The following is a 16665-nucleotide window of genomic DNA, read 5'->3' as shown; positions in this document are numbered from 1 at the left end:
GAAATCAATATCCGTCTGGTTATCTACTTAATGACCTGAACGATCCGGAGAAACACGCGAGCGCTACCAACCGACCTAAACGCCGTGTGGGCCAAGGAATGTCTAATTCGACTGTAAGTCCCAAAAGAACGAAACAAAATCTCATGTCGAAGTGACATATTGCTGAGAAGAGTGGTGCCGCTGAAGGGAGTCGAACCCCCGACCCCATCATTACGAATCTCATCGAAAATACTGCCTATCAAATCAATAAGATAGGTCGTTCACATGGCATCCTACCGAACACTCAAATCCGGAAGAATAAATGTTCAAATTCGACTAGCAGGTCGCCCCTCAATCTCAAAAACCTTCGACACCAGAATGGAGGCAGAGGTTTGGGTTGAAAGACAAACATCACAATTAAGAACAAACGGAACCAAAAGAAAGGAACACACTGTACTCAGTATCGGCCAACTATACTGCGATAAGCAACTTCGGGGTAAGGCTTCGCGCCACATGATGCTTCTTCGCTATTCTAGAATGTCCAAATTTTTCCCGCAGTCATTTCTGTCGATAACTCGGGTGGATTTGAACGAATATAAGAACAAGCGATTGGCGCAGGTAAGCGGTTCGACTGTCCGAGAAGAAATCCAATCACTTAACAAGCTGTTCCGATGGGTGGAAAGGGAGATGATTTTCGGAGATATCGTTGTTAATTCGCCAGCTCGAAATATCGCCTTGCCCCCAGCGTCCAAGCCAATTGAGAGAGTTGTAGAAAGGCATGAACTTGAACTTCTTATGTCCAACCTCAACCCACTCATGCGTGAAATTGTTGAACTTGCCTACGAAACGGCAATGCGAAGGTCAGAAATCACTAATCTAACGCCGCGACACCTTTCTCTAGAAGAAAGAGTACTTACTGTCGAAGATGGCAAAACGGGAGACCGGGTCGTGCCTTTGACAAAGAGAGCCGTAGCGCTTCTGCAAGGGGGGGTACAGCGATGTTCGACATCAGAGTCTAGGCTGTATCCTGTCGCGCCACACAGCGTCTCTACGGCCATTAGAAGGGCTCGCAAACGTGCGGGACTGGAAGATCACGTGAGAATGCATCAGCTTCGGCATACAAGAATCACTGAAGTTGCCAAACGTGGCTTCAATCAAGCCCAAATTATGTTGGTAAGTGGCCATAGAGATATTCGTAGTGTCCAGCGCTACACGCATTTAAACGTTAAAGATGTTCTCAACTTGTTAGACTAGATTTGCCGAGCTAGGGGGATTGAAAAGCCAAGTTAAAACTTTCTCGCTTGTTCCGAACAGTTCCCTTGTTCGAATATCTTTTCTGCCGGGTCATCTAGTTTCTGCTGCCCATCCTCATACGCACCTGTGACCCGATCGATGATGCTCCAAAGCAACAAGTGTTCACCCTCTATCACGGTGTTGCAGCTGAACGTAATGTATCGTTCGTCTATCTTGACCCGGTTATTTGATTTGCAAATGCTCTCTGACGCTGTTGCCGCAATCAAGACATCGCCCTCGTATTTCAAGATGTATTCAGCTGGCCAAGGGGTCGCTCCATCGAAACAGCCTCGGCCTTGAATGCAGGTTTTCTCTAATACACATATTAAACGCTTTTCCGATGCGTCTACATGTGCTGGAAACAACATCACCGCAAACCAAATCAGGCCTAAAATATTGTAGCGCAACCGGTCTTCTTTCTCTCCGAAAAAAACTGATAATGTGGGTACAGCCATATTGAATGCTTTACTGGAGACGATGAAATGTCTTTCAGTCTTAAGGCCTTCGGTTTGAAATGTCCAATTTCGACATGCTTCTAAAGTCGGCACTCAGCCCGAAGCGGACCTTCGCAACCAAGCTTTGCTAACTCCGAAATACACAACGAAACGGCCAGTTGCAGAGGTTGTATCGGCGGTGGCAACCAACCATTCATGTCGTCGACTAACCTGTTCAACGTCGCACTACAACTTCTCCGAACTGATCCCACGAGGACCTAATCTTCGAAGCGTTCATTTGGCTCGACCACATTTACTTGCTTCGGAACTTGGTCGGTGTCATTCCGGTCTGACCTCGGAAAAAGCGAGTGAAATGGGACTTGTCAGAATAGCCGAGCATCAGTCCGATCTCTGCAATTGTCATCTGGTTTTGTTTGAGGTGCTCCTTGGCGACATCGATACGCAGCCGTTTGATTTCGCGCGGTAGCGTTGTGCCTTGTTTTTGAAGCGCTTTCAGAAACCGTTCCGGTTGTATTCCCAGCATTCCAGCCACCATCTCTGGTCCCAAATCGGTTTCATCCAGTTTGTCGCGTAAGACAGATCGCAAAGCTGCCACCACGGTTACTTCTTCATCTTGTCGAAGTGATGCTATGGGCTTGGCAGAACCCTCAGAGACGTGGTGCAAAAACAACCATTCCACAGGAAAACTAATTTGCATTCCGGGATCAGTCCCAAGGCCAACCTCGATCCCTTTGTAGTCGATAGGCAGCCCATTGATGTATCTGCTTTCCCATCGCACACGGGAAGAGTCCCAGGAATCTCCGACGACGGTCTGCAATAGGCGTACATAGATTGCGGCACCAAAACCGGTCACCTGAATGGGTGGGACGGTTGGTTCCTGTTGCCTCTCGATACGATAAGTCGCTTTGTCTGCTTCAATGACAAGGCTGTGCCGCACAGAATTGGACTCCTGCGGCACGAGCTCAACAAAGCGGGTAAAAAACTCGAACAGCGTTTTTGTAGATTGCAAGGCTTGAGCGAAGGGCGGCCATCCTTGTAGGTCAAACGACTCCCCTACATTTAGTCCTAGGTATCGATCCCCTGATACTTCTGAGAAGGCATTTACCAAGCCGTAAACCAACTCGGAGTGAACGAACACGGATGGGTTAGTCAACAGTTCAGCTTTCAAGCCGACCTGATCCAATGCTGGTTGCGGATTGATCTTACGTTCGGTGAGATATTGTAGAAAGGGAGCGGCTAAAGAGAGGCGAACAAAGCCCTCGCTATGCTCTCGGGAGGTGGAGTTGAAAGGCAAGCTCATAACCCTTGTTGGATTAGCTTTAAGAAGTGGCCATTTTTGCAGTCACATTCGTACATCCTAATTCAAAAGGGGCAACCGAGCCAATGAATTCCAGACTATAGTTGGCAAAACATGAATATGAAGGGAGTACTTATGTCCGGCTTACGAATGTCTCTTTGCTCGACGGCAATTGTCGCGGCAGTTCTTTCTTTTTCGGCGACCGCGCAGGCTCAGGATCAAGAAGAACCCCAAACGCTGTTTACCAACGTGCATGTCTTCGACGGTGTGAATGAGCAACGCATTGAAAATGCCAGTGTTCTGGTCGAGGGCAATCTGATCAAGTCCGTCTCAACCGATGCCATTGATGCGCCGAGCGCGACGGTTATCGACGGCGGGGGGCGCACTCTGACACCGGGCTTTATAGAGAATCACGCGCACCTGATGCTCATGGGGCCATCGATTGCCGAGATGGAAACCAACTCGACCTGGGAGGATTTCGCCATCCACGGGACCCGGATGGCCGAAATGTACCTGATGCAGGGCTTCACGACCGTTCGCGATGCCGGGGGCGCTGGCGGCGGGCTGCGGCGTGCCATAGACGCAGGCCAGATCGTCGGCCCCCGCTTTTATCCTTCCGGCGCATTTCTCGGGACGCGCGGCGGCCATGCCGACTTCGCATCCTTCACATCTCCACCGGGCGGGGTGACCAACTTTGGCACTCTGAACATGGCCCAACAGGTCAACGGTGTTGACGAGATTTACATGTATGGTCGCAACAACCTGCGCATGGGTGCCACGCAACTGAAGTTCATGCAATCGGGTGGGGTGATTTCGGCATTCGATCCATGGCAGTTGCTCGCCGGTTCGAAGGAAGAGATCGAGGCCGCTGTTCAGGTTGCCAACGAGTACGGCACCTATGTCATGGCACATTCCTACCGCAAAGAAGCGATCATCAATGCCCTGAATGCAGGGGTCAGAACCATTGAACACGGATTTCACTTTGACTGCGAGATTTCTGCTTTGATGAAAGAAAAAGGAGCGTACATCACGACGAACATCACAGCATTTGATCCAGGCCTACTTGATGTTCCTTCCGTGAAAAACAACCCCAACAGTTTGAGGAAGGCCAAATCGGCCTCGGCGACCTTCGAAGCCTACATTCCAAGTATGAAGGAATGCCCGGCGCCGCGCGGTTTCCAAACCGATTGCGTCGGCTCGGTCGAAGCGTGCAACATCCAGATCGCCTACGAGAAACATCTGAATAACCATTTCTTCGGCCCCTATGCGTCGATGGTAACCCTAACTTCGGTAGGTGGCGAGATCGCGGCACTTAGCGGTGATTTCATGAACCCCTATCCGGAAGGCAAACTGGGTGTGATCGAAGAAGGCGCCTATGCCGACATCCTGCTGATAGACGGCAACCCCCTCGAAGACTTCTCTGTCGTTGGAACAGGCGATCAGTGGTTCGGTGCGGACCCGAGGCCGGACAGCCCGGAAACAATCCGCCTGATCATGAAGGACGGTGTGATCTACAAAAACACACTGGATTGACCAGATAAAGCAGCCGGAGAGCATTCATGCGAAATTGGTTTTGCTCCGCAGTATTCGCAGGGTTAGTTTTGTGCGGTTATGATGCTGCGGCGACGCCTGGAACCGCGTTGGACTGGGCAGATCTGCCAGATCCGTCTGCGCAGGTCTTTGATGACCCCTATCGTGAACTCAGCCCCGAACAGTTCGACGATGTTCTTTTCGTTGTGCGTATACGCGGCAGGTTGCAGCAGGAGGTTGGCAGCGCCGAAGAACGGCAGAAATGGCAATTGCTTTTAGCAGAGACCGAAGACGCCTTGGTGTCAGACGGAATTGACGTCGACTGGTTACTCGATCAGCGCGAGGTTGTGACTGAACGTCGAAGAAAGGCTGGAACGAGCGGAAACCCGCAATTCGACGGCAGAACAATCACACTCGCGGGCTTTGCCATTCCTGCTCCAAGCGATCCGGACGGCCGGCCTGTGGCGTATTTGGTGCCAGAAAGAGGGATGTGCAGCCACATGCCTCCACCTCCGCCTAACCAGATGATCCGTGTGCGGTTGAACGGGGACTGGGCGCCTAGCTATTTCCACGAACCCGTTCGGCTGACAGGCACGCTGACTATCGATCCTTCCGTTCATAATATGATGGTTGTGGATGGCCTCATGCCTATGAATGCGACTTTCCAGCTAGAGGCGGAACGTGTCGAAACTCTGGAAACCGAGGCAGACAGGTTGGAATGGAAGCAGCGTGCTGCTGATCGCATCCGCGCGGCAGGAAATCGCAAGACCGGTGGGGCACAGGCGTCAAAATGATAAGACTTCTGGTTGCCGCATTGAGCATTGCATTTGCTGGCGCAGCGTCGGCTCAGGGACTATCCGGGCCATCTTCAGTCGAAGCCGATCTTGCGCCCGGAGACGGGCTCACCGATCCGCAATATCGTTCCGATTTTCCACGCAACATCGCACCGGGTTGGTTTCAGTGGAAAGACCGACTGGCTGAGGGTGGTTTTCGGTTCAACATTGACTACCTGGCATTGGGCCAAACCACGGATGCTGATCTGGGAACCGGCGAAGCAGCCAGCGGAATTGCGCGGTTCTACGGCAGTTGGCAGGCAACTGAACGGGGGTCTCTGACATTCAAGATCGAAGACAGGCACAGTTATACTGACGTTGCTCCGCAATTTCTCGGGCTGGATGGCGGAGCCCTTTCAATCACGGGAACAGCCTTCAATGACAACGGTTTGCTTCTGACCAATTTGTTCTGGACCCAAAGGGCTGAGAATGGGTCGTGGGCGCTGCAAGTCGGCCAGATTGATGTAACGGACTTTGTGGATATCTACGGGTTGGTAAGCCCCTACAGTGGTTTTCAAAACCTGTCTTTCAATACCAACCCGACAATCAACACGCCCAACCAAGGCCTTGGTATTGCCGGTGGGGTAAAGCTGAGCGAGAACCTCTACGCCGTTGCCAGCGTATCAGACGCAAACGCCGACCCGTCCGATCCAAACTTTGATGTGTTTAGCGACGGCAATCTCTTCAAGTCGCTCGAACTTGGGTACACGTCCGGCTTTGATCGCATCTACTTCGACAATATCCATCTGACCCTCTGGCATGCGGATGCGGCTGACGATGGCAGTCGAGCAGAAGATTACGGCGCAGCGTTTTCCGCCGCATGGTTTGTTGACAATAAATGGATGCCGTTCTTCCGTGCAGGGGCCTCGAAGGGAACCGCAGCGCTTTATGAACGGTCGATTTCTGCCGGTCTCGGTTACTATGGTCGCAACACCGATTTGGCCGGTCTGGGCCTAAACTGGGCCGAAGCAAGAGGCATAGATGGCGATCAGTTCACGCTTGAAGCTTTCTACCGCTTTTCAATCTCACCCGGACTGCAGATCACGCCATCGGTACAATTCATTTCCGACCCGCTTCTAAATCCCGATCAGGACCGGATTACCCTGTTCGGTCTAAGAACCCGGATCGTTTTCTAATGCGGGGTGAAGGCAGTCACTAAGGGGTGTGCCAAAGGGCAACTAAGAGAGATCAAGCGCGTGCCGGAATTTTCAACGCCGGTCGAATGAAGTTGGGAAGCAAAGGAACAATCTATGAAGATTGCATACGGAATTCTTGCAGCCTTAGCAGTTGTGTTTTTCATCCTTGGAGGCAGCGATGCCCATGCCAAAGACAACAAGGGTAAAAAGCCGAACAAGGGGGGCAAGAACGGTGATGTCAGCATTCAGATAGAAGACAAACCCGGCAAAGGCCCAAAAGCTGTACCACCTGGACAGATCAAGCGCTACACGCGCGGTGCCAAGCTCCCATCTGACCTGGAGTTCGAGGATATTGGAGACCTTTCCAAATGGAAGCTTGGGGAGCCGGGCAAAGGAAACCGCTACATTCTGGTCGATGACGAAGTCCTCGAAGTTACGAATGACCTGTCTACCGTGGTCGATGCCGTCGGCATCGTCGGTGATCTTCTAAATTAGGCGAAAGTACGATGTTTCAGGGCAAGAACTACCTCGTTTGCCCTGACGCTGGCCGGGGCGATCATTTTGTGAACCCCGGCCCAAGTTCAAAACCCGGATCCGAGGCGCTACGATGATAAAGGCCCTTCTTGTTCTTTTTGCGCTTGCTACCTTTTCGTCAGCACGCGCCCTACTCGCTCAGGAAAACGGTGCAACTGAAGTCCCGCAAACAATACGCTTTGAGGGCTATGTATAGCCCAGTCGCGAAGCAGAACTGTCGCCTTTGGTGGACAATGTGGTCAACCGGACTTTGCAAAGTCTGCTTTCTGCGCGTAGCAGTCATTGGAATCGATTACGGCGAGCGACGGCTCACAGGTGTCTGCTCAGGATTGTTTCTGAACATTTTCATTTTCAAAAGATCGATTGCATGACCATTCGGCGGGTATGTAACCTCCCAAGTTTAAGAAAGCTCATATAAAACAGGTGCCTGATGAGTTTCCGTTGGTGTGGGGCGGAACAAAATATTCCCGCTAATCTCTGTAGAATATTGGCCGTAGCTTCGTCTGTGGCACTAGCCGTGACATTATCAGTTAAAACTCTCCCGCGAAAATACCAACTGTAGGTGACGTAGGAAAAAATGCACCCAAACTCGTTACTGAGTGCCCTAAACGGGACCTGTGCCCAACGTGTAAGGAGGAATTCTTACGTGGTCTAGTAAGGGGGATTGGGTTTTGGTTTGAGGTTTAGAACGAAGAAGAAGGATAGTGGCGGAGGTATGTTTCCAGAAATATTAGTCAATCGGTCCCCATCTGACTTCCCATTGTCTTTCCCGACTGAAGTACCCCTTGTGTGTATCCAACATGGTTCGAACTTGTGCATGCAATTCTGACCCTGAAAGAAGTATCCCTTCTTCTTTTCCTTCGTTTCCTTCCGGTCGGTCGAATACCGCTTCGTCCCTATCGATCTTAATATCTGCTTCGACCACTTCGTCGAACGCTTCAATCATAGTAGTTCTAAGTGCCTCTTCTCCTCCCCTTCGTACAATAAATGAATCGTGAATTGGTAGGACAGTAGTTGGAACTGGTTGATCGAGCATCTTTAACATAGTGAGCTCTGCTATTTGAGCGTCGATGTGTTGCGTGGCCCCCCAGACACTTGAGAAAAAATCTTTTTCGATTGGCGCGTGAAATTTCAAAACATCCCTTATTAGCTCAGAATAGTCTTTGCCTGTTCTTTCAGAGAAATGCCTTCGCCGATACTTGTCTTTCGCGGCCCGGTCGAGTTCGCTCCAATTATCGGGAAGCAAGTCGGGGTCTTCGGATGGGGCAAAGCGGTGCCATTGATTAGGATTTCGGGACGATTCATCGCTATTCAGAAGTTGGCTGAAGAGCTTCTTCACTGTCTTACGGGGAACATTTTCCCAACCGGGTATCAGATACGAATCCTTGGGCGGCACTAAGCCAACTGAAGCATAGAGAATACGTGGCTGCATGGTCGAATAGTCGAGCTCGACCGTTACCGCGCCATCGATTTGAATGTGCTTCCGTAAGCTGCTTGGAACACCTTGCCACCAACCGCCGTAGAACCTGCCTGCATTGCTGAAACTATTCATTGCAAAAATGCGGCGTATTGTTCTGTGGCTGAAATCGATAGGTTGTCTTCCAGTGAGGTCTTCGGCATCGAAGCCCTCGTCGAGTGTATTGGCGACTCGCGAGCGGTTCAGTTCAAACAGTTCATCATCTGAAATGTTGATGTTAATGAACGTTCGGGACAGGTTATCATTGATCCGTGCCAAGTTCTCAATCGCCCGTTGAAGATCGAATTGCCCAGGCTCTGGCCAAGTCACAACGGCTTTGCTGTCATCCTTTACAATAATGTTTGCGACATCGGACTTTTCAGTGATACACGTCCAGTCCAGATTGAGTTTTTGGAAAATTTGCCTCATCTTTTCAGTGGGTCTCAAACGAGAAGAGAAAGTTGAAAACCCCGCTTTAGCATTCACATTCTCAACTAGTTCCAACTCGGTTAAAAGATCAATTGCGTCTAAATAGTACGTATACGAGAGTAGGCTACAGCCTCGATAGTGATCGAAATAGCTACCCCCACGAAGGTAATTGGCTTTTCCGCGACTATAACCAATCCAAAGTTCATCGCTAACTGAAGAAACTGACAATAGGTCCATCAGTAGGCACATCACATTGGCTTGGCACTCGTCCCGCTGTGCATCGTTAAAACGCCTGTTTCTTCTTGCGTCCATCGACTCAACATAATCGCTTACCAAGGCAATAGCTTCGGCAGCGAGGCTACTAAGGCCTAATCGGTTCCTTCTCGAACTTTTCCAAGGTTCTTGGATATTCGCGTTAAGGCTCATGCCGGGCTCTTTCACTCGAGTTCATAATCCAATCAATCACGTGCCCAAGCTGGTTTGTCACAATTTTTTCTAGATAATTTTTTGCGCTGATGAGGATTAACTGCAACCCCGCACCCCCTTGTTGGGGGCGTCATTCCAAAAGAACAGAATGAAGCGGACATAAAGTATGATACGGCTATCTCAATGATAACAGTGACTTGGCCGTGTCGTTCACAAATTTTTTCATGTGAACGTCTTGTTCGCGCGTGATTTCCTTCGTTTTGCAATGCTGGTTGTTAGGTTTTCTGCGAGAAATTTTCGTCACCGCTGTGGCTCAGCTGGTAGAGCACGTCCTTGCTTTTGAGCAAGGGGCATTGCGAAGCAATGGCCATTCGCATTGATGGGGGTTGTTCACAATCGAACTGTGAAGCTAAACGAAAACTGCGGGTCTTGTTGTGAACGTTCACACTCCGTGCTACAGTTTCCACTCAAACTGCAACCCGGTAGGTAGTTGTTTTTGCTGAGAAGAGTGGTGCCGCTGATAGGACTCGAACCTACGACCCCATCATTACGAATGACGTGCTCTACCAGCTGAGCTACAGCGGCGCTCGAGACTATGTGATAGCCTCGACATATCTTCTCCTGCATCCCCAACTTTTTGTATGGTAAGTCAATCGAAAGTCGTTACACGAGGCTCGAAGGACTAGCCTAAGCTGTTGGGGCAAGCGAGGCATCGTTTAAACGGTCGGTGTAATACGCGCAAGCCTCGTTCGGCACTATCGTGGGCTCTATTTTCAATCTGCGACCAAGCCACAGATGAACATACCTGACAGATAAATCCGGAAATCAGCCTAAAATCAAAGGCGCTTTCCGATTGTGAAACTTTGATTACAGCCCGTGGTGCCAATTGACGAACAATCTATACTTCTATAATTCATGAAATATGATAATAGAGATAACGAACCAACTGTCCATACTAGGTCACCCTCAGCGTATTTCGGTGTTTCGCATGTTAATGCGACGCTTTCCCGACGCTGTTCCTGCGGGTGAGTTGGCGACAGAGTTAAGTATCAAAGCCAGCACCCTGTCGAACTATCTGAACGCGTTGCAACGCTCGGGGTTAGTGACACAGGAACGGGCGGGAACTTCTCTGCTCTATTCGGTTGATATGAAAAACGTGCAGCAGATGTTGGATTTTCTGGTCCTCGATTGCTGCCGTGGTCGCCCTGATATTTGCATGCCCTTTAAACAAGGAAATGACACCATGACGGACCGCAAATATAATGTACTCTTTCTGTGTGTGGGTAATTCAGCCCGCTCGATCTTTGCTGAATCGCTGCTACGCGAATTGGGCAGTGATCGGTTCAATGTCTATTCTGCTGGAACTCAACCATCGTCGGAACTCAACCCGTTTGCCGTGCAAGTTCTGAAGGACAAGGGACACGATACTTCGGTTTTGCGATCCAAACACATGTCAGAGTTTGCAGCCGAGGGTGCACCCGAAATGGATTTCGTTTTCACCGTCTGCAACCAGGCCGCGAACGAAGAATGCCCAGCTTGGGAAGGCCAGCCAATTAGCGGCCACTGGGGCATGTTTGACCCGGTCAAAGCGACAGGCACGGATGCCGAGAAAAGCTTGGCTTTTCAAAATACTTATGGCGCGCTGCAACGACGAATTCAGGCTTTTACGTCTTTGCCGGTCGAAAGCCTCGACCGGATCGCATTGCAATCTGCTGTCGATGATATCGGCAGAGCGTCTTTTGAGGATCAATCATGACGACTTATGCACTGAACGGCTTGGGCCGGATGGGAAAACTGGCCTTGAAGCCGCTGCTGGAAAAGGGCGCGAACATCGCCTGGATCAACGACGGGGTTGGCGATCCCGAGATGCACGCACATCTGCTGGAGTTTGACACAGTGCACGGCCGCTGGGATGCGGAGTTTTCGCATGACGCGGACAGCGTTACGGTCAACGGCACCCGCTTGCCCTTTATCGGCACCAAGGACCTGAAAGAACTGCCTTTGGATGGCGTCGACGTCGTGATTGACTGCACCGGCGTGTTCAAGACCGAGGCCAAGCTTGCGCCCTATTTCGAGGCGGGCGTGAAGAAAGTCGTCGTCTCAGCCCCTGTAAAGGACGGTCCGACCGCGAATATCGTCGTAGGGGTTAACGATGGGGTCTACTATCCGGCTGTGCATCAAATCGTGACGGCCGCGTCCTGCACAACCAATTGCCTCGCGCCGGTGGTTAAGGTCATCCACGAGCACCTCGGCATCCGCCACGGCTCGATGACCACGATCCATGACGTGACCAATACACAAACCATCGTAGACCGCCCTGCCAAGGACTTACGGCGTGCACGGTCAGCTCTGAATTCGCTGATCCCAACCACCACCGGTTCGGCAACTGCGATCACGTTGATTTACCCGGAACTCAAAGGACGGTTGAACGGTCACGCAGTTCGCGTACCCCTGCTGAATGCGTCGCTGACCGATTGCGTCTTTGAGGTCGAACGCGAAACCACCGTGGAAGAGGTCAATGCTCTCTTCAAGGCTGCGGCAGAGGGCGCGCTGAAAGGCATTCTGGGTTATGAAACCCGACCGCTTGTTTCGACCGACTACACCAACGACGAACGCTCCTCGATCGTCGACGCGCCCTCGACAATGGTGGTGAACGGAACGCAGGTAAAGATCTATGCCTGGTACGACAATGAGATGGGCTATGCGCATCGCTTGGTTGACGTGGCGCTGATGGTTGGGGCCTCGCTGTGACCCAGCGGCCCGAAGGTCTGTCGGCCTATATTGCAGTAACGGCGGCCTACTGGGCGTTTATGCTGACCGACGGGGCCTTGCGCATGTTGGTGCTGCTGCACTTTCACACGCTGGGCTTCTCGCCGGTTCAGCTGGCTTATTTGTTTGTTCTTTATGAGATCGCCGGCATGGTGACGAACCTTGCAGCGGGCTGGATCGCGGCGCGTTTCGGGTTGACCTCGACGCTGTATGCCGGACTTGGGTTACAGGTCGTGGCTCTGCTTGCGCTGACGCAACTAGACCCTAATTGGGCGATTGGCGCATCTGTTGCCTTTGTCATGCTAGTGCAGGGCGCCAGTGGGGTCGCCAAGGATCTGGCCAAGATGTCCTCGAAATCCGCGGTCAAATTGCTTGCACCGACCGAAGGCGGCGGGTTGTTCCGCTGGGTTGCCATGCTGACCGGATCGAAGAATGCGGTCAAAGGGTTGGGCTTTCTTCTGGGTGCTGCCCTGCTGGCCACTCTGGGCTTTACCTGGGCGGTACTGGTCATGGCGATTGTGCTGGCGGTGATCCTTGCCGCAGTCATCTTGTTCATGCCGCCGGGCCTGCCCAAAGGGCGCAAGGGTGCCAAGTTTTCCGAAGTCTTCTCGAAATCAGCCAATGTGAACTGGCTGTCGGCGGCGCGCGTCTTATTATTCGGCGCGCGCGATGTGTGGTTCGTGGTCGGCATCCCGATCTATTTCTACGCCGTGCTGTCGGACGGCACCGAGGATGGCAATCGCGCCGCGTTCTTCATGATCGGCACCTTCATGGCGGTCTGGATCATTTTATACGGAGCTGTTCAGGCCAGCGCGCCCAAGATTCTGCGCGCAACGGAACGCAGTGAAAGTGATCTTATCCGTGCCGCTCGCAGCTGGGCTGCGGCGTTGTTTTGCGTTCCCGCCGCGCTTACCGTGGCCGTTCTTGCATCCTCGGGACCGCAGACTTGGCTGACCATAACACTTGTGTTGGGTTTGCTCGTGTTCGGTGCAATCTTTGCGGTAAATTCTGCGCTGCATTCCTACCTGATCCTCGCCTTTACCAAGTCTGAACGTGTTACGATGGATGTGGGGTTCTACTACATGGCCAACGCTACCGGTCGACTTGTGGGCACTGTCCTGTCGGGCTTCACCTACCAGGTCGGAGGGCTGTCACTGGTTCTGGGCACAACCGCCGTGATGGTCGCACTGGCAGCGCTGACCTCGGGCAAACTGACCGATCAAACAACTGAGGCATACTCATGAGCATATTCGAGCGCTACCTGACCGTCTGGGTCGCACTGGCCATGATTGGCGGAGTCCTCATCGGCCTTGCCGCGCCCGGCTTGGTCGGTCTGATTGCTTCGGCCGAGGTCGCCAGCGTCAACTTGGTGGTGGCTTTGTTGATCTGGGCAATGGTCTACCCGATGATGGTCGGCGTCGATTTCGGTGCTGTCGCAGGGGTTGCTCGTCAGCCAAAGGGTTTGATCGTAACGCTGGTCGTCAACTGGCTTATTAAACCCTTCACCATGGCGTTGTTGGCGGTACTATTTTTCGACTACATCTTTGCGCCTTGGATTAATCCTGAAGACGCCGCGCAATACATCGCAGGCCTGATCCTTTTGGGTGCGGCCCCCTGCACTGCGATGGTGTTTGTCTGGTCCCAACTGACCAAAGGGGATGCGACCTATACGCTGGTACAAGTGTCAGTAAATGACCTGATCATGGTGGTGGCCTTTGCCCCCATTGTCGCATTCCTTCTTGGTGTCACGGATATCTCGGTTCCCTGGCAGACACTTGTACTGGCGACAGTTTTGTATGTGGTACTACCGCTGATCGCAGGGCTGATAACGCGCCGGAAACTCGGCTCGCAAACAGCCATCGATTCCTTTTCGGCCCGTGTGAAACCATGGTCAATCATGGGTTTGATTGCGACAGTCGTCATTCTTTTTGGCCTGCAAGGCCAGACCATTTTAGCCAAACCGCTTGTGATCGTACTGATCGCGGTTCCGATACTGATCCAAAGCTACGGCATCTTTGCGTTGGCCTACGGCGCGGCTTATGCGTTAAAAGTTCCACACCGCATCGCCGCCCCTTGCGCCATGATTGGCACATCGAACTTTTTCGAACTGGCCGTCGCCGTCGCAATCAGCCTTTTCGGCCTGAACTCTGGCGCAGCGCTTGCAACGGTCGTTGGTGTTCTGGTCGAAGTACCGGTGATGCTGTCGCTGGTGGCTTTTGCGAACCGCACGCGTGCCCGATTCCCTGATCCCTTGGAAACGCTCGGCGCTGACGAGTTAGGGTCACGGCCATAGCGAATGAATAACGGCTGATGCCACGGCGATGACCAAGAGTCATCGATTGTTTCATGTTGCCGCTCGACCCCACAGTTGGGTTTTCCGAACATGATCTCATTCTCGTCGCGCCGTTTGCGACAAGAAAACCTCTTCGCCAACGCGGCATCAGGCTTTGTTAGGTCTTGCGCCATCTTGATGGCTGAATTCCTAGTAACACCGAATTGCTGAGTGCCGCTGGCCTGAATTGACTTAGTAGGTCAAGTTTCAGTGCAGCGTACTGTTCCGCACAATTCGTAGTACGTCCCGTTATTCAGATACTCTTCTACCGCTATAGAATTGAGTGAATTCTATTTTCAAGGTTTCATCTTCCTGCCGTGTTTGTACGGTTGCTATGCAATCTCTTCTCGGACTCTCAACTATCAGAGGATGTCGCGGCGCGACATCACGTAAAGGAGTATCAAATTAATGGGACAGCCTGACTTAGAGAAACCTCTACGGGTGGGAATACTTTGTGGCGGGACCTCAGTCGATTACTACAGCTACAGAATAGTTGAGCATTTGGTGAACTCGGATTCTTTTGATCCTCCGGTATTGATAACGGGGTACGCGAAATCACAACCAGCAACCAAAAGAGATCAACAGTTTTGGAGTTTGGCCCAATCCGGCAAGCTTTTTAAAGCACTGAACTTGTTCATATTTAATTTACTAATCCGACTAATTGATAAGGTTGAGACTCGGAAAATTGCACGAAGAAACCCAAATTTTAGATCTCACAAAGACTTGGAAGGTTTTGAACTGCAAGCTGTTGAGTTGGACGGGAGTTGGTCCAAAGCTGGGTCTTACGTGGACTTTTCGAAAGAGGATTTACAAAAAATCCAAGCGGAAGACTTAGACGTCATACTCGGATGCGGCGATGACATTATCCGCGGGGCAATACTCGACTCTGCAAAATTTGGAGTGCTTTCATTTCACCACGGAGACAACCGCGTCAACCGTGGCGGTCCCGCTGGGTTTTGGGAAGTTTTGAATGCGACACCAAGCAGTGGATTTATCATTCAACAGCTCAACAGTGAACTTAACGGTGGAAAGGTTGTTTTTCGTGGAAACATCACGACGGAAGACTTTTGGTATGCCAATCAAGCGAAATTGCGTGAGGCGTCTCTCACGTACATGATAAAAGTTTTCGATGATCTAGCGAAACATCGTCAGCTAAAGTTCGAAAAAACCGCGTCTCTCTATCATGAACAGCTGCTAAAGTTGGATGGCCGTTCCAGCGTGCTGTTTAAATATCTGTGGAACGTTTATTCTGGATTTCTTTATCGCAGACTTCGGCGCTCAATTACTCCCAAACAATACCCCGTCTGGAGCGTGGCATTCAGCAAGTTCGATGGGCTTCACAAATCGCTATTCAGATATGTGGAAATTGAAAACCCCAGGAAAAGGTTTCTGGCCGATCCATTTGTCTTCAGTTCGGATGGAGAGAACATCTGTTTCGTTGAGGATTACTTTTTTGATGAGAAAAAGGGAAAAATCTCAGCGGTTAAGCTGAACGGGGACAATTACGAATTCTTGGGGCCAGTGTTGGATGAAGAGTTTCACTTATCCTTCCCCTTTGTTTTCAGGCACGATGGAGAGATCTATATGATCCCGGAAACGTACCAAGCTCGCCAAATCAGACTCTATAAATGCACCGATTTTCCTATGAAATGGGAATTCGAAAAAGTCCTGATCGACGATGTCAATGCGGCGGACTCTATGGTGATCCAGCATGGCTCTGAATGGTTTCTTTTCTCAAATATCTGCACCTCCGGTTTGGGCGAACACAACTCGGAACTGCATATATTCTACGCCGATAACCCACTCGAAAATAATTGGAAACCGTTGACCTGCGGAAATCCGATTATCTTTGACTCTCAGCGGGCGCGTAACGGCGGCTTTTTCGTGCACGAGGGTGAGCTCTATAGGGTTAATCAAGTTCAGGATATCAATCACTACGGACGCAGTTTCGAGCTGAACAAAGTGTTGGAGCTGAGCGTCGACTCATACGCAGAGATCAAGGTTGATTCAGTTTTCCCAAATTTCAAAAAGAACATTATCTCGACGCACCACTTCCACACAAACGGTGAATACATGGTTATCGACTTTATGAGATCGCTCGCCGAGCGGGATGCGTGGTAGCATATTGGCGACAAACGAACTGTTGAGCGTATCCGTTCTTTGTTTTGGGCGACAGTACCGTGCATAGTTGCGGAT

The 16665-nt window shown here is 51.2% G+C and carries 13 protein-coding genes and 1 tRNA gene; 10 read left to right on the top strand and 4 right to left on the bottom strand.

The window, feature by feature from the left end; genetic code table 11:
* Window positions 1-264 precede the first annotated feature (264 nt).
* On the top strand, window positions 265-1233 hold the full coding sequence (locus tag ACR0L3_RS11785) for a tyrosine-type recombinase/integrase (RefSeq protein WP_480745914.1): 969 nt from the start codon (window positions 265-267) through the stop codon (window positions 1231-1233).
* 32 nt (window positions 1234-1265) lie between these two features.
* Here the strand turns inward: ACR0L3_RS11785 and ACR0L3_RS11780 are convergent, their stop codons facing one another.
* Both ACR0L3_RS11780 and ACR0L3_RS11775 read right to left on the bottom strand, forming a co-directional pair.
* Entirely contained in the window at window positions 1266-1727 is a 462-nt protein-coding gene (locus tag ACR0L3_RS11780) for a hypothetical protein (protein WP_480745913.1), read from the bottom strand.
* A gap of 292 nt (window positions 1728-2019) precedes the next feature.
* Window positions 2020-3027, bottom strand: coding sequence for an AraC family transcriptional regulator (locus ACR0L3_RS11775; RefSeq protein WP_480745912.1), 1008 nt, complete (start codon window positions 3025-3027; stop codon window positions 2020-2022).
* A 132-nt stretch (window positions 3028-3159) separates the two neighbouring features.
* Here ACR0L3_RS11775 and ACR0L3_RS11770 point away from each other — a divergent pair, with 132 nt between their 5' ends.
* From ACR0L3_RS11770 to ACR0L3_RS11755, 4 genes are all read left to right on the top strand, one after another.
* Window positions 3160-4557 (top strand): amidohydrolase family protein, encoded by a 1398-nt coding sequence (locus ACR0L3_RS11770; RefSeq protein WP_170337131.1) that lies wholly within the window; start codon window positions 3160-3162, stop codon window positions 4555-4557.
* Window positions 4558-4583: 26 nt separating this feature from the next.
* Entirely contained in the window at window positions 4584-5348 is a 765-nt protein-coding gene (locus ACR0L3_RS11765) for a DUF3299 domain-containing protein (protein ID WP_170337125.1), read from the top strand.
* A complete protein-coding gene (locus ACR0L3_RS11760) occupies window positions 5345-6523 on the top strand; it encodes a carbohydrate porin (protein ID WP_170337128.1) in 1179 nt (392 codons plus the stop codon). The genes ACR0L3_RS11765 and ACR0L3_RS11760 overlap by 4 nt, the downstream gene beginning before the upstream one ends.
* A 114-nt stretch (window positions 6524-6637) precedes the next feature.
* A complete protein-coding gene (locus tag ACR0L3_RS11755; protein ID WP_170337130.1) occupies window positions 6638-7018 on the top strand; it encodes a hypothetical protein in 381 nt (126 codons plus the stop codon).
* 769 nt (window positions 7019-7787) lie between these two features.
* On the opposite strand, the gene ACR0L3_RS11750 is transcribed toward ACR0L3_RS11755, so the two are convergent.
* Window positions 7788-9368 carry a hypothetical protein gene (locus ACR0L3_RS11750; protein WP_480745911.1) on the bottom strand — a complete coding sequence of 527 codons (1581 nt, stop codon included), beginning with the start codon at window positions 9366-9368 and terminating at the stop codon, window positions 7788-7790.
* Between the two features lie 509 nt (window positions 9369-9877).
* A tRNA-Thr gene (locus ACR0L3_RS11745) sits at window positions 9878-9953 on the bottom strand.
* 337 nt (window positions 9954-10290) lie between these two features.
* On the opposite strand from ACR0L3_RS11745, the gene ACR0L3_RS11740 reads away from it, so the two are divergent.
* From ACR0L3_RS11740 to ACR0L3_RS11720, 5 genes are all read left to right on the top strand, one after another.
* A complete protein-coding gene (locus ACR0L3_RS11740; RefSeq protein ID WP_480745909.1) occupies window positions 10291-11124 on the top strand; it encodes an arsenate reductase/protein-tyrosine-phosphatase family protein in 834 nt (277 codons plus the stop codon).
* A complete protein-coding gene (locus tag ACR0L3_RS11735; RefSeq protein WP_480745908.1) occupies window positions 11121-12119 on the top strand; it encodes an ArsJ-associated glyceraldehyde-3-phosphate dehydrogenase in 999 nt (332 codons plus the stop codon). The genes ACR0L3_RS11740 and ACR0L3_RS11735 overlap by 4 nt, the downstream gene beginning before the upstream one ends.
* A complete protein-coding gene (arsJ, locus tag ACR0L3_RS11730) occupies window positions 12116-13381 on the top strand; it encodes an organoarsenical effux MFS transporter ArsJ (RefSeq protein WP_480745907.1) in 1266 nt (421 codons plus the stop codon). Before ACR0L3_RS11735 ends, arsJ begins: the two co-directional genes overlap by 4 nt.
* Window positions 13378-14430 carry an ACR3 family arsenite efflux transporter gene (arsB, locus tag ACR0L3_RS11725; protein WP_480745906.1) on the top strand — a complete coding sequence of 351 codons (1053 nt, stop codon included), beginning with the start codon at window positions 13378-13380 and terminating at the stop codon, window positions 14428-14430. The genes arsJ and arsB overlap by 4 nt, the downstream gene beginning before the upstream one ends.
* A gap of 447 nt (window positions 14431-14877) precedes the next feature.
* A complete protein-coding gene (locus ACR0L3_RS11720; protein ID WP_480745905.1) occupies window positions 14878-16590 on the top strand; it encodes a glucosamine inositolphosphorylceramide transferase family protein in 1713 nt (570 codons plus the stop codon).
* Window positions 16591-16665 lie beyond the last annotated feature (75 nt).

It is taken from the genome of Ruegeria sp. CK1 (assembly GCF_056536545.1).
The sequence above is the reverse complement of the archived record's forward strand: the minus strand, read 5'-3'. Positions and strand labels throughout refer to the sequence as shown.